This is a genomic window from Paenibacillus sp. J53TS2, assembly GCF_018403305.1.
Lineage (GTDB): Bacteria > Bacillota > Bacilli > Paenibacillales > Paenibacillaceae > Fontibacillus > Fontibacillus rhizolycopersici.
Genome location: NZ_BOSK01000002.1, coordinates 41,653 through 61,693, shown reverse-complemented (window position 1 = coordinate 61,693; position 20,041 = coordinate 41,653). Strand labels below are relative to the sequence as shown.

15 protein-coding genes are annotated in these 20,041 nt (G+C 54.0%); 13 read left to right on the top strand and 2 right to left on the bottom strand.

Features of this window, described 5'->3' with window-relative positions:
* Positions 1-12: 12 nt before the first annotated feature.
* The 8 genes from KJS42_RS04890 to KJS42_RS04855 all read left to right on the top strand — a co-directional run bounded on the left by KJS42_RS04890 (position 13) and on the right by KJS42_RS04855 (position 10,614).
* Positions 13-1,251, top strand: a complete 1,239-nt coding sequence (locus KJS42_RS04890; RefSeq protein WP_213622161.1) for an argininosuccinate synthase — start codon at positions 13-15, stop codon at positions 1,249-1,251.
* Positions 1,252-1,521: 270 nt separating this feature from the next.
* Entirely contained in the window at positions 1,522-2,937 is a 1,416-nt protein-coding gene (argH, locus tag KJS42_RS04885) for an argininosuccinate lyase (protein WP_213622160.1), read from the top strand.
* Between the two features lie 374 nt (positions 2,938-3,311).
* Complete coding sequence (locus KJS42_RS04880) at positions 3,312-5,309, top strand: methyl-accepting chemotaxis protein (RefSeq protein ID WP_213622159.1); 1,998 nt, start codon at positions 3,312-3,314, stop codon at positions 5,307-5,309.
* A 233-nt stretch (positions 5,310-5,542) separates the two neighbouring features.
* Entirely contained in the window at positions 5,543-6,187 is a 645-nt protein-coding gene (locus KJS42_RS04875) for a YhbD family protein (protein ID WP_155608204.1), read from the top strand.
* Complete coding sequence (locus tag KJS42_RS04870; protein WP_155608203.1) at positions 6,187-6,909, top strand: hypothetical protein; 723 nt, start codon at positions 6,187-6,189, stop codon at positions 6,907-6,909. The genes KJS42_RS04875 and KJS42_RS04870 overlap by 1 nt, the downstream gene beginning before the upstream one ends.
* A gap of 28 nt (positions 6,910-6,937) precedes the next feature.
* Entirely contained in the window at positions 6,938-7,693 is a 756-nt protein-coding gene (locus KJS42_RS04865) for a polymer-forming cytoskeletal protein (RefSeq protein ID WP_213622158.1), read from the top strand.
* Positions 7,690-9,240 carry a DHA2 family efflux MFS transporter permease subunit gene (locus KJS42_RS04860; RefSeq protein ID WP_213622157.1) on the top strand — a complete coding sequence of 517 codons (1,551 nt, stop codon included), beginning with the start codon at positions 7,690-7,692 and terminating at the stop codon, positions 9,238-9,240. Before KJS42_RS04865 ends, KJS42_RS04860 begins: the two co-directional genes overlap by 4 nt.
* Before the next feature lie 108 nt (positions 9,241-9,348).
* Entirely contained in the window at positions 9,349-10,614 is a 1,266-nt protein-coding gene (locus KJS42_RS04855) for an MFS transporter (RefSeq protein WP_213622156.1), read from the top strand.
* A 178-nt stretch (positions 10,615-10,792) separates the two neighbouring features.
* On the opposite strand, the gene KJS42_RS04850 is transcribed toward KJS42_RS04855, so the two are convergent.
* The gene (locus KJS42_RS04850; RefSeq protein ID WP_213622155.1) at positions 10,793-12,082 is read right to left on the bottom strand and encodes a CynX/NimT family MFS transporter; all 1,290 of its coding nucleotides are present in this window, start codon (positions 12,080-12,082) and stop codon (positions 10,793-10,795) included.
* Positions 12,083-12,410: 328 nt separating this feature from the next.
* Here KJS42_RS04850 and KJS42_RS04845 point away from each other — a divergent pair, with 328 nt between their 5' ends.
* Complete coding sequence (locus KJS42_RS04845) at positions 12,411-13,076, top strand: DNA-binding response regulator (RefSeq protein WP_213622154.1); 666 nt, start codon at positions 12,411-12,413, stop codon at positions 13,074-13,076.
* Positions 13,077-13,325: 249 nt separating this feature from the next.
* Here the strand turns inward: KJS42_RS04845 and KJS42_RS04840 are convergent, their stop codons facing one another.
* Positions 13,326-14,849: a VanW family protein gene (locus KJS42_RS04840; protein WP_213622153.1), complete on the bottom strand. Its 1,524-nt coding sequence runs from the start codon at positions 14,847-14,849 to the stop codon at positions 13,326-13,328.
* A 229-nt stretch (positions 14,850-15,078) separates the two neighbouring features.
* Here KJS42_RS04840 and ftsE point away from each other — a divergent pair, with 229 nt between their 5' ends.
* The 4 genes from ftsE to KJS42_RS04820 all read left to right on the top strand — a co-directional run bounded on the left by ftsE (position 15,079) and on the right by KJS42_RS04820 (position 19,979).
* Entirely contained in the window at positions 15,079-15,765 is a 687-nt protein-coding gene (gene ftsE / locus KJS42_RS04835) for a cell division ATP-binding protein FtsE (protein ID WP_193417900.1), read from the top strand.
* On the top strand, positions 15,755-16,669 hold the full coding sequence (gene ftsX / locus KJS42_RS04830) for a permease-like cell division protein FtsX (protein WP_155608195.1): 915 nt from the start codon (positions 15,755-15,757) through the stop codon (positions 16,667-16,669). The genes ftsE and ftsX overlap by 11 nt, the downstream gene beginning before the upstream one ends.
* Positions 16,670-16,904: 235 nt before the next feature.
* Complete coding sequence (locus tag KJS42_RS04825; RefSeq protein WP_213622152.1) at positions 16,905-18,122, top strand: murein hydrolase activator EnvC family protein; 1,218 nt, start codon at positions 16,905-16,907, stop codon at positions 18,120-18,122.
* A gap of 405 nt (positions 18,123-18,527) precedes the next feature.
* On the top strand, positions 18,528-19,979 hold the full coding sequence (locus KJS42_RS04820) for a S41 family peptidase (RefSeq protein ID WP_213622151.1): 1,452 nt from the start codon (positions 18,528-18,530) through the stop codon (positions 19,977-19,979).
* Positions 19,980-20,041 lie beyond the last annotated feature (62 nt).

The following is a 20,041-nucleotide window of genomic DNA, read 5'->3' as shown; positions in this document are numbered from 1 at the left end:
GGACTAGGAATCATGGCAAAGGAAAAAATCGTACTGGCGTACTCCGGAGGCTTGGATACGTCGGTGATCCTAAAGTGGTTAAAAGAGACTTATGATGCGGAAATCATCGCGTTTACGGCGGATATCGGCCAGAAGGAGGAACTCGATGGACTTGAGGCGAAGGCGCTGGCGACCGGGGCTTCCAAAGTCTATATCGACGACCTTCGCGACGAATTTGCCAAGGACTTCATCTATCCGATGTTCCAGTCGGGCGCTTTGTATGAAGGTCAATATTTGCTGGGCACCAGTATCGCCCGCCCGCTGATCGCGAAGCGGATGGTGGAGATCGCCCGCGCGGAAGGCGCAACGGCCATCGCTCATGGCGCGACCGGCAAAGGTAACGACCAGGTGCGCTTCGAGCTGGCTGCGGCTGCTTTGGCGCCGGAGATCCGCGTCATCGCCCCTTGGCGGCTGAGCGAGTTCCGCGACCGGTTCCCGGGACGGGCTGAAATGATCGCTTATGCCGAAGCAAACGGCATCCCGGTTACGGCCTCAGCGGCGAAGCCGTATTCGATGGACCGTAACCTGCTGCATATCAGCTATGAAAGCGGCGTGCTGGAGGATCCGTGGTTCGACGCGGCTGCGCCGGAGAACAAAGACATGTTCCTGCTTAGCGCATCACCGGAGGATGCGCCGGATCAGCCGGAATACCTGGAGTTGGAGTTCGAGCAAGGCAACTGCGTAGCGCTGAACGGCGATCGGTTGAATCCACTCGCGGTGATGGAGAAGCTGAACGAGCTGGGCGGCAAGCACGGCATCGGCCGCGTCGACATGGTCGAGAACCGCTTCGTCGGCATGAAGAGTCGCGGGGTCTATGAGACGCCGGGCGGGACGATCCTGTTCACGGCCCATCGCAAAATGGAGTCGCTGACGATGGACCGCGAGGTCATGAACCTGCGCGACAGCCTGATCACCCGCTACAGCACGCTCGTCTACAACGGCTTCTGGTTTGCGCCGGAACGTCTGGCGCTGCAGGCGCTGGTGACGGAAAGCCAGAAGAACGTGACCGGTACGGTACGTGTGAAGCTGTACAAAGGCAATATTATCGCTGCCGGCGTGAAGAGCCCGGTGAGTCTGTACAACCCGGACATCGCCACGATGGAGGCTGATCCGACGCAGGCGTACGACCAAGGCGACGCCACGGGCTTCATCCATCTGAACGCGCTCCGGCTGAAAGTCGGCACGGGTGTGGCGCAGAACAGCGGCAAGTAAGCGAAGGCAAGTTTCGAATTTCGAGCTTCGAGTTTCTTAAATCTATTCGAAAAATCGAATACAATTCGCCGGTACCCGGTGTGTGGACCTTCATATGTATGAAATTTCGTATATAATGGTGCATTTTGCGGGGCTTAGGCGGGAATCTGTATGATTTTTCGTATAGAATCTGCAATATTGGACGGTTACGAGGAAATGTAATCGGAAAATCGAATCTATTTCTTCGGTTTGACGGATAACAAGCAAGTTTCGAGTTAAGGAGTGGGTCAGGTGAGCAAGCTGTGGGGTGGCCGCTTTACGAAGCAGACCAACCGTTTAGTTGAGGAATATACCGCCTCCATCGGGTTTGACAAAGCGCTGGCGGAGGAGGATGTGCAGGGGAGTCTCGCGCATGTCACCATGCTAGGCAAATGCGGGATTTTGCCGGAAGAGGACGTCGAGAAGATTAAGGAAGGCCTGCATCAGGTCCTGCTCAAAATCCGCCGCGGCGAGCTGGAATATTCCGTGTCGGACGAAGACATCCATATGAACATCGAGAAGCAGTTGATCGACGAGGTCGGTTCGGTCGGCGGGAAGCTGCACACCGGACGCAGCCGCAATGACCAGGTGGCTACGGATATGCACCTCTACCTGCGTAAGCGGGTGGTGGAGTTCGTGGGCCTACTGCAAGAGCTGCAGGAGGCGCTGCTCGGACAAGCCAAAGCCAATCTCGATACGATTGTGCCGGGGTACACCCATCTGCAGCGGGCGCAACCGATCCTGTTCGCCCATCATCTCCTGGCGTATGTGTCCATGTTCCAGCGCGACATCGAACGCTTGCAGGACAGCTACAAGCGGATCAATGTACTGCCGCTGGGCGCGGGAGCGTTAGCGGGAACGACGTTCCCGATCGATCGCCATTTCGTGGCCGAGCAGCTGCATTTTGATGGCGTGTATGAGAACAGTCTCGATGCGGTTAGCGACCGCGACTTTATCGTTGAGTTCCTTGCCGACGCCTCCATTCTGATGATGCATCTCTCGCGCCTCAGCGAGGAGCTGGTCCTATGGAGCAGCACGGAGTTTCGCTTCATCGAGTTGGACGATGCCTTTTGCACCGGTAGCAGCATTATGCCGCAGAAGAAAAACCCGGATGTGCCGGAGCTGGTTCGCGGCAAAACGGGGCGCGTGTACGGTAATCTGATGGGGTTGTTGACCGTGCTGAAGTCACTGCCGCTGGCGTACAACAAGGACATGCAAGAAGACAAGGAAGGTATGTTCGATACGGTTGCTACCCTGCAAGGCGCGCTGCAGCTGTTTGCGCCGATGATTGCCACGATGAAGGTGAACAAGGAGCGGATGCGCGAGGCAGTGAACCAGGACTTCTCCAACGCGACCGACATCGCCGACTTCCTGGCGAACAAAGGTCTGCCTTTCCGCCAGGCGCATGAGGTCATCGGCAAAACCGTGCTGTATTGCATCCAGAACGGCAAATATTTACTGGATCTGACGCTGGAGGAGTTTAAGCAGTTTTCGCCGCTGTTCGACGACAGCATCTATGCGGTGCTGCAGCCGGAGAGCGTCGTGAATGCCCGTAACGTTTACGGCGGGACGGCGACTCCTCAAGTCACGGCGGCGATCGAACGTGCAGAAAGTAAGTTGGAAGCAGGTCGCGCGTGGACTCAAGAATACGCGGAAAAAAGTAAATAAGCGAAGGACCTCACTGTGAGGTCTTGTGCCCCTATCAGAAACAGCCACGCCCTCGGGCGAACGGCTGTTTTTTTGTGTTCTGCAGCGGTGTTCGGTCCAGTTGGAAGAGTATGTCCATAATCTGAAATTATCAGGAAATCACGAGAAATTTCACGAAAATTGACGAAAATTTCTGAAAAAAACTAAAGATATGGTCGTAATTTGTCGAAATAGAGGTTAGATTCATCACTGCCAACGCGGAAAATCTATTGTATGAACGCTGGCTAAATCAGAATTGGTTGACATCCCGGTACAGTTTTTTGCAGTTGATCGACCCCTGGCACACAGCAAGAGCCGACAGGATGCCCCATTAAAATAAAAGGAGAAAACAAAGCATGAAGCAACTTTTTACAAGGATTCGGAATTTGGTGGAAGTCAGGACACTACGCAACCGGCTGTTGATTATTTTTGCTGTACTGCTGGTCGTGCCCAATCTGGTGGTTTCGTACACCAGCTATAATCGGGCCAGTGAGCAATTGCATGAGAAAATGGACGCCAGCACGCAATCAAACGTGAACCTGCTCAACGATTCGATCACGCAGATCGTGGAGGCGGAAGTTCGAAATGTAGAGCAATTGGTCCAGCAAATTGAATCGACCCAGGTGGATTCCCATTCCCCCGAGCTGCGAACATTAATCGATTTGTTCGTGGAGAAACACCCGGAACTCGAAAATATGGTTGTCGGGAATCAGAACGGAGCCTGGATGAAAGCCCCTGATCCCGGCAAGCAGGATTACGATCCCCGGGAGCGGGATTGGTACAAAGCCTCGCTGGAAAGACCGGAGGAAACGGTCATTATCGATCCGTTCAAATCCGCAACGACCGGAAATTACAACCTGTATATCAGCCGTGCGCTGAAGGACCATCAAGGAGCGATCACGGTCGCCCTGGACCTTGCGAATCTGAACCAGGATGTTAGTGCCATTCGCCTGGGAGAACGCGGATTTGTCTATATCGTGGACCGCACGAACAAGTTTGTCACGCACCCAACTAGCGCGGTCGGCGAAGAGGCCGTCGGTGATCATCTTTCTCAAATTCATGCGGCGGAATCGGGCTACATGAAATATATCGACCCGGTATCCGGGACGGAGGAAAGCGCGTTTTTTACGACAAATAAGCTGACGGGTTTCAAAATCGTAGGGGTTCTGGATGTGAAGGAATTCAGCGATGCTTCGCTGCCGATTATGTGGACCTCCCTGATTGTTCTAGCTATCTCTTTAGTGGTTGCCGGTGTCCTGTTGTTCATCGTCATCCTTAACATCACGCGTCCAATCGAGCAGTTGAACCGTTCGGCTAAACGAGTTAGTGAAGGTTACTTGAACGAGGATGTAAGCACGAAGCGGAAGGATGAAATCGGACAATTGGCCGCGAACTATAACGGGATGCTGGCCTCCTTGCGGCAAATGGTGCGGGAGATGTCCGAGACGGCAAGTCAGCTCGCCGCCTCCAGCGAAGAACTAACCGCGGGAACGGAACAGAACGCCAAGGCGGTGGAATATGTCGCCGAGCTGGTTCAGAACGCTTCCGGTCAGGCGGAGAAACAAGCCTCCACTTCGGCGGAAAGTGCCGATACGATGGATGAAATGTCTCAGGGTATCCGAAAAATCGCTGAAGCGTCCGGTACGATCGTCGAGTCTTCGATGCAGACGGTAGGGGATGTCCGGGGTGGTAGCGAGAAGATCAACCTCGTTGGTTTGCAGATGGAGGAAATCCGCAGATCAACGCTGGAATCGGCGGAGTTGATGCAGCAGATGAACGAGCTCAGCGGACAAGTTGCCGGGATGAGCAGCGCAATAACCGAGATCGCCAACCAAACCAACCTGCTGGCGTTAAATGCGGCGATCGAAGCGGCGCGTGCCGGAGAAGAGGGACGTGGCTTCGCGGTTGTTGCGGGTGAGGTGCGTAAACTGGCGGAACAGTCAGGATCGACGGCGGAAATGATTCAACAGAACATCGGGCGGATGACCGAGCTCACGGGCAAGGCTTATGAAATGATGAATCAAAAAGTGAATGCCAATGTGGAGCGAGGGATGTCGGTGACTGAGGAGGCGCAAACGGCTTTCCAGGCGATCGAGCGTTCCACGCAGCGCATCTCGGAGCAGATTCACGAGGTGTCGGCCATAACACAGCAAATGTCGGCTAGTGCCGATGAAATTGCGCACTCTGTCGAACAGATCGCCGCAACCTCGGCCAGCAGTATGGAGAGCTTCCAAGGCGTAACGGCTGCGACCGAAGAACAACTGGCTTCCATGGAGGAAATCTCCTCCGCTTCGGATGGCTTGGCACGGATGGCAGCGGATATGCATGCCCAGATCGACCGGTTTAAGTTATAACCTATAGAGGCATTTCTAGCCCCCTGAGCCATTAACATTGGCGAAGGGGGCTATTTCTTTAGCTCAATTTCCACCTTGGGCCGGGGATGTAAATCCGCCTCGAGACGGATGGAGGTCGCAGGGAAGTCGATTAAGATGAATAGCAGCAACGCTCTTGCTCGGTATCCGCTCACGCCTGCTTTACAACGTAACAATGTTATGTTACGTTGTTGGAGCGAGAAAGGAGCATGACAATGAGTGAGGAATTGATCTCCAAGAAGGAATTGCTTGATCTGACGGGCATTTCGTACGGGCAGTTGTATCGCTGGAAGCGCAAAAACCTGATCCCGGAGCAGTGGTTTATCCGCAAGTCGTCTTTTACGGGACAGGAGACGTTTTTTCCAAGGGAGAAAATCCTGCAGCGTATCGACCGAATTCTGGGTATGAAGGACGATTTATCGCTGGATGCATTGGCGGACGTCTTTTCACCGAGTCCGGGGGATATTCGTCTGAGCGCAGGTGACTTGCTCGACCGAAACATTGTTACGTCAACATCTTTGAATTTATATATCGAGACCATAGGGTCGGCCGAGAGGAAGTCGCTGTTTACCTTTGACCGGATTTTGACCGTTTACGTGCTCGACAAGCTGCTGCAAAGCGGAGATATTTCGCTGGAGGAAGGGCGTTTACTGGTTCAGACACTGGAAGAATATTTACCTGGCTTGGCCGGTCAGGAATGCGGCGTTCGTCTCACTCGTAAAATGGGGGTGGCTGCTTTTATCCTAGTGCCGGGGGATGTCGAGCTTTATATGGACCGCAGCGTTAGGATGGTGGCCCGTCTTTCACTGGCGCGCTGCACGGAGGAATTGAAACTATTGGTGAGCGGGAGTGAAGGGTAATGGCGGAACGAAGCGTCAAGGATTTGAAAATCAACGGGGTGGGTCAGGCGTCCGGCGGTGCGTATCGAAAAATACAGGCTGAAGGGATTGCTACGTTGAACGGAGATATCACCTGCGAGTCTTTGGGGGCTAACGGGACGCTGAAGATCAAAGGGATGATCGACGCGGGCGAGTTTCGGCTGAACGGTACCGGCTCATCGGAAGAGTCACTGCGAGGCGGAAGGTTCGAGCTGGACGGGATGTTTAAAGTCGGCCGGGACGTACGGTTCTCTCGGTTACATGTCCGGGGGATCCTCAAGGTCGGAGGTTCCGTTACCGGGGAGACGGCCAAAGTGGATGGCGCCTTAAAGCTGGAAAGCAGCGCCGAGTTCGAGGAAGCCGAGGTTTACGGTCAGCTTCAGGTTGGTGGCATGCTGAATGCCGGACGCTTGACGATCGACCTGGAAGGCCCTAGCCACGCCAAAGAGATCGGTGGGGAGTCCATCGTCGTGCGGCAGCGCAAGGGCAAACGGCTGCTAGACTATCTGTCCCCGCTGCGAGCCTCCCGGTTAACGGCAGGCGTGATCGAAGGGGACGACATTCAACTGGAAGGCACCAAGGCGGATGTGGTCCGTGGCAATTCGGTCGTGATTGGACCGGGCTGCGAGATTGGCCTTGTGGAATATAAGGAACGTTATGAGGTTTCGCCGCAGGCCTCGGTGGGACGCGCAGAACAGAAATAAATCGATGATGAAACAGGAGGGAACGGGGATGGCCGTACAAGTACAGGATGACCGTGACCGCAGTGCTGATTTGAAAATTGTCGGCAACGGGACGTCAAACGGCGGAGTGTTCAATAAGATCAAAATCGTCGGCGAAGGCGATATCAACGGGGATGTCGATTGCCGAACCCTGATCTGCACGGGAACGCTGGAGGTCGACGGCGGTTTACGTGTCGGGACGGTGAAGGCCACGGGCACAATCGTTGTGTCCGGTCCGATGGGCGGTGAAGAACTGAACCTGACCGGCAATTTAAGTGTCCGGGGCGGTCTGCAAGCTGACAAAGCTCGGCTCAACGGGGAGATCCGTATCGATGGCGGCATCACCGGCGAGGACATCGGCTTGTATGGGAGCTGCGAGTTGACGGGCGACTGCCAAGCTGAGCGTTTACGCCTAAAAGGAGCAATCCAATCCCAAGGGACGATCAATGCCGAGCGCGTTGAAATCGCGATGTTCGGCCGTAGTCAGACGAGTGAAATCGTCGGCGGGCAGATCCGCATCGCCCCGCATCCGACATGGAAGTGGGTGGCGCTATTCAAGTCCTGGGGGACGCCGGGAATGCAGGCAAGCATCATCGAAGGCGATGTTATTCGTTTGGAAAATACCGTAGCCGATATCGTGCGCGGCGGGGACGTCTCGATTGGTCCCGGCTGCCGGATCCGGCTCGTGGAATATACAAAACACTATCATCAGGACCCGCACGCGGAAGTGGGGGAACACCTGAACGTTTGGAGGAACGAGGGATGAACGCGCAACAAAACAGCCGTCTCGGCTTCGTGGTCGCCGGTCTGCTGCTCGGCATTTTAATGGCCGCGATGGATAATACCATCGTGTCCACCGCAATGGCAACCATTGTATCCGAGCTGGGCGGCCTGGACAAATACGTCTGGGTCACCTCGGCGTACATGGTCGCCGAAATGGCGGCGATGCCGATCTTTGGTAAGCTGTCCGACATGTATGGGCGCAAACGATTTTTTGTCTTTGGTATTGCTATGTTTTTGCTGGGATCCGTGTTATGCGGTACGGCCGACACCATCGTGCAGCTTAGCATCTACCGCGCGATCCAGGGGATCGGGGGCGGGGCGTTGATGCCGATCGCGTTTGCCATCGTGTTTGACGTATTCCCGGTGGAAAAACGCGGCGCCATGGGGGGGCTATTTGGCGCGGTATTTGGGATCTCCAGCCTTGCAGGCCCCCTGCTTGGCGCCTTTATCACCGACCATCTGAACTGGCGTTGGAATTTCTACATCAATATTCCGCTTGGCATCCTCGCGCTGTTCCTGATTCTGGCCTTTTATCGGGAATCGGCCGTCCATGCCAAACAGCGTATCGATTGGTGGGGCGCATTGACCTTGATCGGCTCGATCGTCGCCCTGATGTTTGCGCTGGAGCTGGGCGGGCAGCTGTACGCCTGGGATTCCGGACAGATTCTGGGACTGTTCGCGGCCTTTGCCGTGCTGTTTACCACCTTCCTGTTAGTCGAACGGAAGGCGGAGGAGCCGATTATTTCCTTCGGGATGTTCCGCAAACGTCTGTTTGCCAGCAGTAACCTGGCCGGATTGTTTTACGGCGCTGCGTTTATCGCTGCTTCCGTGTATATTCCCTTGTTTGTGCAAGGGGTAACAGGCGGTACGGCAACTAATTCCGGCTTAATCTTGCTGCCGATGACGCTGAGTTCCGTGGTCGCTTCCCAAGTTGGGGGCTTCCTCGTGCAGCGCACCAGCTTCCGTAACGTCATGGTGTTGTCGGCGATCATCTTTATGGCAGGGATTGCTTTACTCGCGACGATCACGCCGGACACGACCAAAACTCTGCTGTCGATCTATATGGCGATTGCGGGATTTGGCGTCGGGTTCTCGTTCTCCGTGCTGGGGATGTCCGCGATTCAAGATTTCGGACCTTCGCAGCGGGGAGCGGCCAGTTCAACCATGTCATTCATTCGCTCGCTTGGGATGACGGTGGGAATTACGGTGTTCGGGATTGTGCAACGCAACCTGTTTGCGAACCGATTAAGCGAATCGCTGTCCGCCATGGGCGGCGGGGCAGAAGGATTGCCATCCATGGACGATCCTCGGACGCTGCTCGCCTCCGAAGCGCGCAAGGCGATTCCGGCTCCTGTTCTGGAGCAGATTGTGGGCGGCTTGTCGACGTCGATCACGACGATGTTTTGGTGGACGCTAGTGCCGGCTGTGCTGGCGTTGATCACGGTGTGCTTTATGGGCAACGCCAAAATGATGGGGTATGGGCCGGGAGCCGCTATCGTACAAGAAGCTAAGCCGGCGGCCTCTAAGTAATCTTTTCCGGAAACAAGGGATTAAAAGAAACATTTGACATCCCTCTATGAAATATGGATAATCAATAGTTCATCCTAGCAAGTTAAGAAGTAATGAGGTGTTTAGAAGATGAGTCATAATTCACAGGCTTTACCCGCTTCCGGCAGTTTGTTCCGGAACCGGTTCTACCAGACGATCCTAATCTCCAACCTGTTTTTGCAGATCGGGATCTGGGTCCGTAACTTTGCGATTCTGATGTTCGTAACAGATCAGACCAACAACGATCCGCTTGCGATCTCGTTGATTTCTGTCGTCGAATTTGCACCGATTTTTGTGTTCTCCTTCATCGGCGGAGCGTTCGCCGACCGGTGGAAGCCGAAGCGGACGATGATCTGGTGCGACTTCCTGTCCGCGATCTCGGTATTCGCCGTGCTGTTGACCTTGCTGTATGAATCGTGGGAAGCGGTCTATTTTGCGACCTTCATTTCGGCGATTCTGTCGCAGTTCTCGCAGCCATCGGTGATGAAGCTGTTCAAGCAGCATGTTCATCCGGAGAAGGTGCAACAGGGAATGGCGTTGTTCCAGTCGCTGGTAGCCATTTTCATGGTCATTGGGCCGTCGCTGGGGATTTTCTCTTACCACCAATTTGGGATCTACGTGTCGATTGGCGTTATGGGCGTGGCGTTCCTGATCTCCGCTTTGGTACTGTTCCGGCTTCCGGCGGATGAGGAGCAAGAGGCAAAGCGCGAGCAAACCGGAAATATCCGCAAAGAACTGGCGGACGGCTTCCGGTATGTATGGCGTAGCCCCGTATTGAAAGTGCTGGGCGCGACGTTCGCGATCGCTGGCTTCTCCGTCGGGATCATCCAGACGTTGGGGTTGTTCGTCGTCACCGAACGGTTGGGCCAGCCTAAGGAATTCCTACAATTTCTTCTGGCGGTTAACGGTGTAGCAATGTTGATTGGCGGCGGTGCAATTATGGGCCTGGCCAAAAAAGTTCCCCCCCAAGTCCTGCTTGCCTTCGGGATGGCGATTAGCGCCGTCTGTATCGTAGGCATGGGGCTGTCGACCAGTGTTCCGTTAACCCTGGTGCTGCAGTTCCTGAACGGTCTGACGTTCCCTTGCATCCAGATCGGGATCAACACGATGATCCTGCAATGGACGGAACAGTCTTATGTAGGCCGGGTCAACGGTGTATTGAGTCCGATGTTCATGGGGATGATGGTCATCATGATGTCGTTGTCCGGCGTGCTGAAGACCATCTTCCCGCTCGTCGGGATATACGCTGTATCCGGCATCATCATGTTGCTAGGTGCGATGATTCTGGTGCCGATCTTCAAACATAAACCGGCTCCGCAGCAACAGCCGCAGTTGGGCGAACAGCCTACGAGCTGAGGTTTGGAGGTAAATAAAAGCTGTCCTTCGGAGTTCCTGTAATAGGAGCCCCGTCCGGGACAGCTTTTTTGCGTTGGGATGAGGTGAAGGTGGTGGGGCTGAATGTTGCAGAAAGTGCAACATTCGGACAACCGACAGGGCCGCGGGGACGGGTAATCGGTCGGTTTACGGTCTGCGCCTATGCGGCGTCGACATATCCTTTGCGGCCGGCGGCGTAGCCGAACAGGGCGGTTAGGATCGATACTCCGGTAATCACGGCAAGCGGAGTATCCCAGCTACCGCTAAAGTCGTGGAGATAACCGAACAGCGTAGGCCCGAACGCGGCAAGTACATAACCGACCGATTGCGCCATACCCGACAGGGCGCTGGCCTGCTCCGTCGTCCGTGAGCGAAGCGAGAAGAAGACGATCGCAAGGCCGAAGGTTGAGCCGGAGCCGATCCCGAGCAAGAGGATGAAGAGAGCGGCCAGCGAGACCGGCCCGGCCCAGATGCCGCCGAAGCCGATCACGCATAAGGCGGCGGTGGCGGCGGTCAGCCATTTCTGGCTGTTGGACCGCGCGGCGAGCAGCGGCATCAAGAACGAACCGGCCATACTGATCAGTTGCATGAGCGACAGCATCCAACCGGCTTGTTCGGCGCTCATTCCGCGCTCCTGCAGGATATCCGGCAGCCAGGAGATACTGACGTAAAACAGGATCGACTGGAAGCCCATAAACATCGTCACCAGCCAAGCGACCGGAGAGCGCCATATGCGGAAGCGTGTGCCGGTGGCTTCGCCTTGGGTCGATGGGCGGCTCGCCGGGTCGGTGGCCACTCCCACCTCTGAGATGCGGGAGTGGCTTGCGCCCGTGGTCTGGCCGTTGCGCCCGGATGCTTTATCAAGCCGTGGGAGCAATGGTAGCCAGACGAGGGCGCTGACCGCTGTCAACGCAACCCAAATGGTTAACGCGCCGCGCCACCCGAGCGGGCCTTGGGATAGCGGCACGCTGATCCCGGAGGAGATCGCCGCCCAGAAGGTCAGGCACGTGGTGAACAGGCTGGTCATTAGCCCGACTTGTTGCGGAAAATCACGTTTGATCAGCCCGGGTAGCAGCACGTTGCCGATGGCGATGGCGATGCCGATTAGCGCGGTACCGGCAAATAACGCGGTCACGGACGGCAGCGAACGGACGAGAATACCGCCGGTCATCAGGATCATGCTGAAGAATAACGTTCGCTCGATGCCGAACTTCGCGGAGAAGCCCGGCGCAGCCAACGCAAACACCGCGAAGGCGATCAGCGGGAGCGTCGTCAGCATACCCGACAGCGCGTGCGACAAGCCCGTGGCCGCTTCGATCTCGCCAATGATGGCGCCAACCCCGGTGATAGGGGACCGCAAGGCGGCGGCGGTTAGCAGAACCGCGGTGACCAGCAGCCAAACGGAGGCACCGCGTTCCCGAAGCAAGGCGGGGACGATCGTTTTATTCATATGAAAGGAAGCCTCCTTCGCTCTGTTACTCTAGTTTAGAGATTTGAATGGTTATTTTATGCAGTGAATTGATCGCTGACTTGAGGAGATACGTCAGACGCAGTTCAGTATACTTCAAGTTACTTTGTGCGGCAACTCAGACGTCAGCGCGGAGAACTACAGCTATTTACGAGTAAACTAACTAATGGAGAAGTGGAAGGATTTCGCAGGCTTGTGGTAGAATGGGGCATAGAACAAGTAAACTAGTCGTGAAGCACACGCCTTTTGTTGTCGGATGAAATATCCGTCGACGAAAGGCGTTTTTATTTTCTACGGGGAGGTTAATGAGATGGGATTTCAGGAGACGTATGCATGGTGGCTCAGCGATAATTTGAGTCATCGGGAAGGTGAGAGGGAACGGAGGTTGCGGGAGGGCCATGGGCACGCAGAGAAGGCTTTTGTCGAAAAAGTGTGGTGGCCCGCCTTCGGGCATTTCCGCCATCTTCATCCCGAATATGAGGTGACGGACTTTAAAGATGGGATGCGATATCTCGACTTTGCTTACCTTCGCTCGGGAGTGCAACTGGCGATCGAAATCGACGGGTTTGGCCCACACTTACGAAACATCAGCCGTGACCGCTTCTCGGACCAATGTCGGCGGCAAAACGACCTGATTCTGGATGGTTGGAAAGTGCTGCGCTTTACCTACGATGACGTCAGCGACAACCCTCGCTACTGCCAACAGACACTGCAGCAGTTTATGGGAAGGTGGTTGGGGGAGGGGGAGAACATCGATGCGGTACATTTTATCGAAAGGGAAATTCTCCGCTTGTTTCTACGTGCTGAAGGGCCCGTCACTCCATCTGATGTTTCTCGAAGTTTGGGGATGAAGAATCAGACGGCAAGAAAATGGCTCCGGCATTTGATGGGCAAAGAGTGGATTCAACCGGCGAGCGGGTCGGAACGTGTACGAACCTACCTATTGGATGAACGAGGGAGGAAGATCGTCGGTTAGTTCGCGCTAGCTTGTATAAATAGAGTGATTTTTTGTCTCTATCTGAGTTGGAAAGACAATTTCCGGGGAAATAAAGTGATAAAATGTCGCTATTCTCCTCACTAGCCCCTGATTTTGCTGAAACTCGGTGGAATAGCGTTATTTATTAACGCTATCTAACACAAATTCCGCAGGAACGACAAAATAGGGTGATATTTTAACGTTATTTCTTCTCTTCGAATGGTTAAGGGGTGGGGGGGCGAGTGCCCCCTAGAAATTCGGACCGTTCACGCCGTCCTCTAAAAGTTGTTTGGGAGGGCGCTCCGACGGCGTGCCCTCGGGACGACCGCTCCTATTGCTATTGTTGGAGTTGCCGCCGCCTGCCGCGCCACCCTTAGTATCGCGCACGGCGATCACTGTCGGCTGAGCCGGGTACGTGTCCTTGGAGAGCAGCATGCGGTCGACCGTGCGGCCGTTCACCATTTTGATCCGATACGTTTCAACGACATACCCCTGTTTCCCGCGTACGAGCACCTGACGGCTTCCGGCTGGGAGGGAGGCATTCGCCACAAATTTGTTTGGTGGAGGGATGATCTCCGTCGTACGGGATTCGAGCGAGTAGCTGACGTTCTCCGGGATATCGCCGAACAGTTTAACGGTGAGTTGGCGATTTTCCACCGTGGCGCGGATTAAGAGATGGTGCCCAGAGGTGTTCTTGAAGCGGAAGTTAATGTAGCCTTTAGCGAACGTCGCGTCCTGCCCCTTAGGCAAATAGCTGACCGGCAGGGAATGGTTCCGCCGCTCCACGATCGACAGCCCGGCACGAACTGCCGCATTGTAGAGGGTGCTCGACACCTGACAGATCCCGCCCCCGACCCCGGGCACTAGCCTGCCCCCAAATATAACCGGGGCTTCTTGGAACCCAAACGTCTTCTCGGCATATTCGATCGCTTCGCCATAATCGAAAATCTCGCCCGGGGCCAGCACAGTCCCATCGATGCTGCGGGCCGCTGAGTCGACGTTATGTACCCGTCCGACCCCGCTGGTCCGCAGACTGGTGGAGAATTGGACGATTTTGCGGCGGATTCCTTCCTTTTTGAGTAGATCCACGGTGATCTTGGGCTGCACGGTTTTCAGCGGCACGGTAAATCGCATTGTGGGAAGCTGGCTCGACAACGATAATGCCTCCTGTGTCGGCATCGGTTTACGCCATGAATTACTTTCCAATCGGCGCACTTCCTCCCCGAGCCGCGTCGGTACGTTCTCCAAAAAGCGGTCCCAATCGATGCGTTTCACAGCGGTTCCCGGCTGGTAACGGATCTGATCGTCCGTGGTGATCGTCCGCACGGCATTGACCGGAGAGCCAAACTGGGATTTTTCCCATTCAGGGGTAAACACCGTTTGCAGCTTCCGAGGATCAAAAGTTATGGTAAGCATCCACTGTCGATCAAAATTCCTTCTTGTCTGGAGTCGCTCCCATAAAGATCCCTCCCCCAGCCGACGTACCTCCTCCTTAAACGGCTCCGCTCCAAACGTAACCCCTGCCTCCGCCCAAGTCATCGTTTTCACACTGCCGTCCACCGTAAACACTACTTGCTTTCGGCTCAATGCGGCGATTTCCTGGTCGAGCAGTTGCAAGGCTTCCGCCCGATGGCGTCGGCCCAACTCCAATCCGGCCACAAGGGTGCCTGACGGCAAGCTGTCCTGCGAGACATATAAAGTTAACGCTCCCCAAAACGCCGTGCCGAGGAGCCCGACACAGAGGAAGATCACTGCCAAATGTTTCTTTTTCATAACCGGCTCCTTTATCTAAAGACCTATATTTAATAGAAAAGAACGTTGTACAACCATATGTATGATCAAAATGTCGGAAACTTTCGGGTACTCAAGAGGTAACATCTTTGTTACAATAAAAATCGGACTTCAAGGAAATTACTCAGGTTTTAAAGGATTTGGCAGGAACATGTCGAATGTAAAAAAGGGTCATCTATAGAACGGAATCATAGATCTAGGACGTGATTAAGTGATAGAAATGCAGGATGTCTGGAAGACGTATCCGAATGGAACCCACGCCCTTAAAGGCGTTTCAATCAAAATCGACCGTAATGAATTCGTGTATTTAGTTGGTCCCTCCGGTGCAGGGAAATCGACCTTCATGAAACTAATTTACCGGGAAGAAGTGCCTACTAAAGGGCAAATTTCCGTCAATGGCTTTAACATTGGCAAGCTCAAACCTCGCAAAATTCCCTATGTGCGCCGAAATATCGGGGTTATTTTTCAGGATTTTCGGCTGCTTCCGAAGCTGTCGGCCTACGAGAATGTCGCCTTTGCTTTGGAGGTCATCGAAGCCCCCAAGAAGATCATCAAGAAACGCGTGATGGAAGTGCTCGACCTCGTCGGGCTGAAAAATAAAGCCAACCGCGATCCTTCCCAACTTTCCGGCGGAGAGCAGCAACGTGTGGCGATCGCCCGGGCGATCGTGAATAATCCGTCCGTCATTATTGCGGACGAGCCCACGGGGAACCTCGATCCCGAGACCTCCTGGGGGATCATGCAGCTGTTGGATGAAATCAATTTCCGCGGAACTACCATCGTTATGGCTACCCACAACAAAGAGATTGTGAACACGATGCGCAAACGCGTCATCGCGATCGAACACGGCAATATCGTGCGAGACCAGCTGAGAGGGGAATACGGTTATGAATATTAGCACCTTCTTGCGGCATTTGCGGGAGGGCGCGAAGAGCGTGTTCCGTAACGGCTGGATGTCGGTGGCGTCCGTGACCTCGATTATCGTTTCGCTGCTGATCTTAGGCGTGTTTACCCTGCTTGTGCTAAATGTCAATTCGTTTGCCGATGAGGCGGACAGCCAGGTGCAGATCAAGGCCTATCTGAACACAAATGTGACCGAAGCTGTACGCGATCAGGTATATAACGATATTGGCTCGATGGAAGAAGTCAGCAAAGTCACGCTGATCCCCAAGGCCGAAGGCTTGAAGGATTTCCGGGAAAAGCTTGGCGAGGAAGGCAAGGACTTGTTGGAGGGTTACGACGAAACGACGAACCCGATCCCTGATACGTTCGAAGTGCAGGTCATCGAGCCGACGACCGCGCCTTATGTAGCAAGCAAAATTACCGCGCTGAACGATAAGTACGAGGAGAAGCCGATCTATAAAGTCAATTACGGACAAGGCACGGTGGAGAAATTGTTCAAAATCACCCGGGCGATCCGCAATATCGGCTTTGCCTTTGTGGCAGGCCTAGGGCTGATGGCGATGTTCCTCATCTCCAATACGATCCGTGTTACGATTTTGGCCCGTCGCCGTGAGATCGGCATCATGAAGCTGGTCGGCGCGACGAATACCTTTATTCGGTGGCCGTTTTTCGTGGAAGGCGCAATGATCGGTTTGATCGGTTCCCTGATCACCGTTGGCGTGTTGTTCTTCGGTTACAACGAACTGGTATCCTCGGTGAAAGCCGATGTCACCCTGGCCCTTCAGTTGGTTCCGTTAAGCGAGATCGGACTGGAATTGGGCGGATTACTCGTTGGGCTGGGATTCTTGATCGGGGTTTGGGGAAGTACGATGTCGATCCGGAAGTTTCTGAAGGTGTAGTGCATCGCGATCAAAAGCTGAACTCAAGAAATTTAATGAGGTTAAAAATCCGGCTTTTCAGCGTCAAGAAGGTTGGATGAAGCTAGGGAGTGAGTAGCGGAGCGTAGCTGGAGGCTACGTGAGCAACGGAGCGACTGGGTGAATTCAAGATTCGACGTCGAGTTGCTTCGGAGAATTACATCGCGATCAAAAGCCGTATTTATAACTACCTTATACGAAGGATGGGGAAACAAAGTTGAAGAAATGGATAACCACGATCACCGTTGTCGCATTAGCCGCTTTCATCTTCCAACCTACCGAAGGCTTCGCCAAAACGAAAACCATCAGCCAGATCGACAAAGAGTTGAAGCAGCTTCAGGAGCAGGCCAAACAGGCCAAGAAGCAACAAGAAAATGCCGCAAATCAGAAGCAAGAAGCGCAGCATTACGTTAATAAAAACACCAATTACCTGAAACAATTGATGGGGCAGATCGAGGTTGTCAGCAACGAGTTGACCCAAATTTCGCTAGACATTGATAAGACCGAGCAAGACTTGCGGACGACCGCGGAAAAATTGGACCAGACCCAGGCTCGGATCGAGGAACGCTCGCATTTGCTCGATACCCGTGTCCGGTTGATGTATACGGATGGCGTCGTTTCCTATTTGGACGTGCTGCTGTCCTCCACTAGCTTTACTGATTTTCTGGAACGGGCAGACTCCTTGCAGGCGATAGCCAACCAGGACCATGTACTTTTGGATGAGCACAAACGGGACAAGGAACTGATCGTGCAGCAGCAACAACAGTTGAAGCAGGACTATGCAAAAGTGAAGCAGCTTTACGCGGATGCCGAATCCCGCAAGAGCGATTTGGAATCAAAAGAGAACGAGAAGCAGCACCTGATCGCGAAATACAACGCCGACATTGAACAATCCGAAGACATTAGCGAAGAGCAGGAAGCGCTCCTCATTGAACTGGCAACGAAACGGGCCGCTTTGGAGCAAGAGAAGAACAAGCTGAAGGCGGCTCAGGTTTATAAATATAAAAAGAGTTCTAACGGTTCGGGCGGATTCAAAGGCAACGGCGGTTCGTTTGGTCTGCCGGTGGACGGCGCACGAATTTCTTCCGGATATGGTACGCGGATCCACCCGATTACCGGCGTGAAGAAGAAACATACCGGCGTGGATTTCGCGGCCCCCCAAGGTACGGACATCCATGCGGCTGAGGACGGCGTCGTTATCGTCGCAGAATGGTGGAGCGGTTACGGGAATACGGTAATTATTGACCACGGCGACAATGTATGGACGCTTTATGGGCATATCCGCAACGGCGGGATTAAAGTGGAGAAAGGCCAGCAAGTGAAGAAAGGCGAAAAAATCGCCGAAGTGGGTAGCACCGGTAACTCGACCGGCCCGCATTGCCACTTCGAAGTCCGCATTAACGGAAATCCGGTGGACCCGATGCCTTATTTGTAATAAAATAGCTATAGTGTTCGAGCGAAAACGGATACCGCCTCTTTTGGGGCAAGGGTCCGTTTTCCCCGTTTGATCAAGGTTATTAGTTGGTTCTTAGCACCGAGAAGGTTGGATGAAGCTAGAGACTGAGTAGCGGAGCGTAGTCGTAGGCTACGTGAGCAGCGGAAGGCTCGGCTGAATTCAAGATTCGACGTCGATTAGGCTCCTTGATGGTGCATCGTGCTAAGGAGCCAATTTGAAAACAGCCTTATATTGTAAATATTTCTCATGGGCGGGACATATACTATGGGACGTTCAAAATCGGACGGGCCGGTAGGACCCGGCACGTTGTTTAGATGAGAGTTATCAAATGGGGTTATTAGCACCAATTTGATAACGACTATTTTTCAGAGGCGGTGATCTAGGATGTTTAAAGGTCGTACGGTAACCCTGCTCGTTGTCGCAGCCATGCTGGTCAGCAGCTTGTTGACATTAACGCTGACAGGGGAATGGAGCTTTGCCGGTACGGGACCGCTGCGCAGCGGAAATTTTGCCGACACGGCCGGCACCGACTCGAAGCAAAACATCAAAAAAATCGAGACGGCGCTGCAGCTCGTCCAGAAAAACTACGTCGAAGACGTGGATACGAACAAATTGATTGATGGCGCGATTGACGGAATGATGAATGCGTTGGAGGATCCATTCTCCTCCTACATGGCGCCTGATACGGCGCAGCAATTTTCGGAGCAGATTGAGGGTTCTTTTACCGGAATTGGGGCAGAGGTCTCCATGGAGAACGGCAATGTGGTCGTCGTGTCCCCGATCAAAGGCTCTCCTGCGGAAAAGGCAGGCATTCAGCCGAAGGATATCCTGCTTTCGGTAAACGGCGAATCGTTCGAGGGATTGAGCTTGAATGAAGCGGTGGCCAAAATTCGCGGCCCGAAAGGCACAACAGCCACGGTTAAGGTCAAACGGGCTGGAACAGCCAGCACGCTGGAATTTAAAATCGTTCGTGACGACATCGCCCTAGAGACCGTGTATGCGGAGATGAAGGAAGGAAAGGTCGGAGTCATCGAGGTTACCGAGTTCTCCTTGAATACGGCCGATCGTTTCAAAAAAGAGCTGGCTGCCTTGGAGAAACAAGGCATGAAGGGTCTGGTAATCGACGTTCGGAACAACCCGGGCGGGGTGCTTGACGTCGTCGAAGCGATGTCCGAGGTGTTCGTGCCGAAGGGCAAAGCCATCGTTCAAATCGAAGATAAGTACAAACGCCGGCAACAGTCGGTATCCAAAGGAAGCGGCAAATCCTATCCGATCGTTGTCGTCACTAATAAGGGCAGCGCAAGCGCCTCGGAGATCCTAGCGGGAGCGTTGCAGGAGTCCGCGGGAGCGAAGCTGGTTGGTGAAGCCACCTATGGTAAAGGTACAGTGCAATCGAGCTATAGCCAGGAGATGGGGGACGGCAGCCTGCTGAAAATCACCATCGCCAAGTGGCTGACGCCAAACGGCGAATGGATTCACAAGAAGGGGATCAAGCCGGATATTGCGGTGTCTCAACCGGACTATTTTACGGTAGCCCCAATCAATAAAGAAAAAACGTACAAATACGATATGCTCGGCGAAGATATCAAAAGCGCCCAAACGATGCTGGATGGACTCGGATACGCTCCGGGCCGGAAGGACGGTTACTTCGATAAAAATACCGAGAAGGCGTTGAAGAAATTCCAGTCCGACCAAAAGCTCACGGTGAACGGCGTACTGGATGCGAAAACAGCCGAGGCGCTGGAGAGCAGCGTCATTAAACAAATCCGCGATCCGAAAAACGATGCGCAGTTAAATCGCGCACTCGAGGTTGTACGGAAGGAAATCACCTCATAATTGTCGAATCCCTTAGAGGGCTGAAATCCGGCCCTCTTTTTTTCTGATTAGCGGAAGTGTAT

What these genes read in the sequence shown, in the direction of transcription:
- KJS42_RS04855 (WP_213622156.1), top strand. Translation starts at nt 9,349, where the DNA reads ATGAGTCATAATTCACAGGCTTTACCCGCTTCCGGCAGTTTGTTCCGG.
- KJS42_RS04875 (WP_155608204.1), top strand. Translation starts at nt 5,543, where the DNA reads ATGAGTGAGGAATTGATCTCCAAGAAGGAATTGCTTGATCTGACGGGC.
- KJS42_RS04890 (WP_213622161.1), top strand. Translation starts at nt 13, where the DNA reads ATGGCAAAGGAAAAAATCGTACTGGCGTACTCCGGAGGCTTGGATACG.
- KJS42_RS04845 (WP_213622154.1), top strand. Translation starts at nt 12,411, where the DNA reads ATGGGATTTCAGGAGACGTATGCATGGTGGCTCAGCGATAATTTGAGT.
- KJS42_RS04880 (WP_213622159.1), top strand. Translation starts at nt 3,312, where the DNA reads ATGAAGCAACTTTTTACAAGGATTCGGAATTTGGTGGAAGTCAGGACA.
- KJS42_RS04850 (WP_213622155.1), bottom strand. Translation starts at nt 12,082, where the DNA reads ATGAATAAAACGATCGTCCCCGCCTTGCTTCGGGAACGCGGTGCCTCC.
- KJS42_RS04820 (WP_213622151.1), top strand. Translation starts at nt 18,528, where the DNA reads ATGTTTAAAGGTCGTACGGTAACCCTGCTCGTTGTCGCAGCCATGCTG.
- ftsX (WP_155608195.1), top strand. Translation starts at nt 15,755, where the DNA reads ATGAATATTAGCACCTTCTTGCGGCATTTGCGGGAGGGCGCGAAGAGC.
- KJS42_RS04865 (WP_213622158.1), top strand. Translation starts at nt 6,938, where the DNA reads ATGGCCGTACAAGTACAGGATGACCGTGACCGCAGTGCTGATTTGAAA.
- KJS42_RS04860 (WP_213622157.1), top strand. Translation starts at nt 7,690, where the DNA reads ATGAACGCGCAACAAAACAGCCGTCTCGGCTTCGTGGTCGCCGGTCTG.
- KJS42_RS04870 (WP_155608203.1), top strand. Translation starts at nt 6,187, where the DNA reads ATGGCGGAACGAAGCGTCAAGGATTTGAAAATCAACGGGGTGGGTCAG.
- KJS42_RS04840 (WP_213622153.1), bottom strand. Translation starts at nt 14,849, where the DNA reads ATGAAAAAGAAACATTTGGCAGTGATCTTCCTCTGTGTCGGGCTCCTC.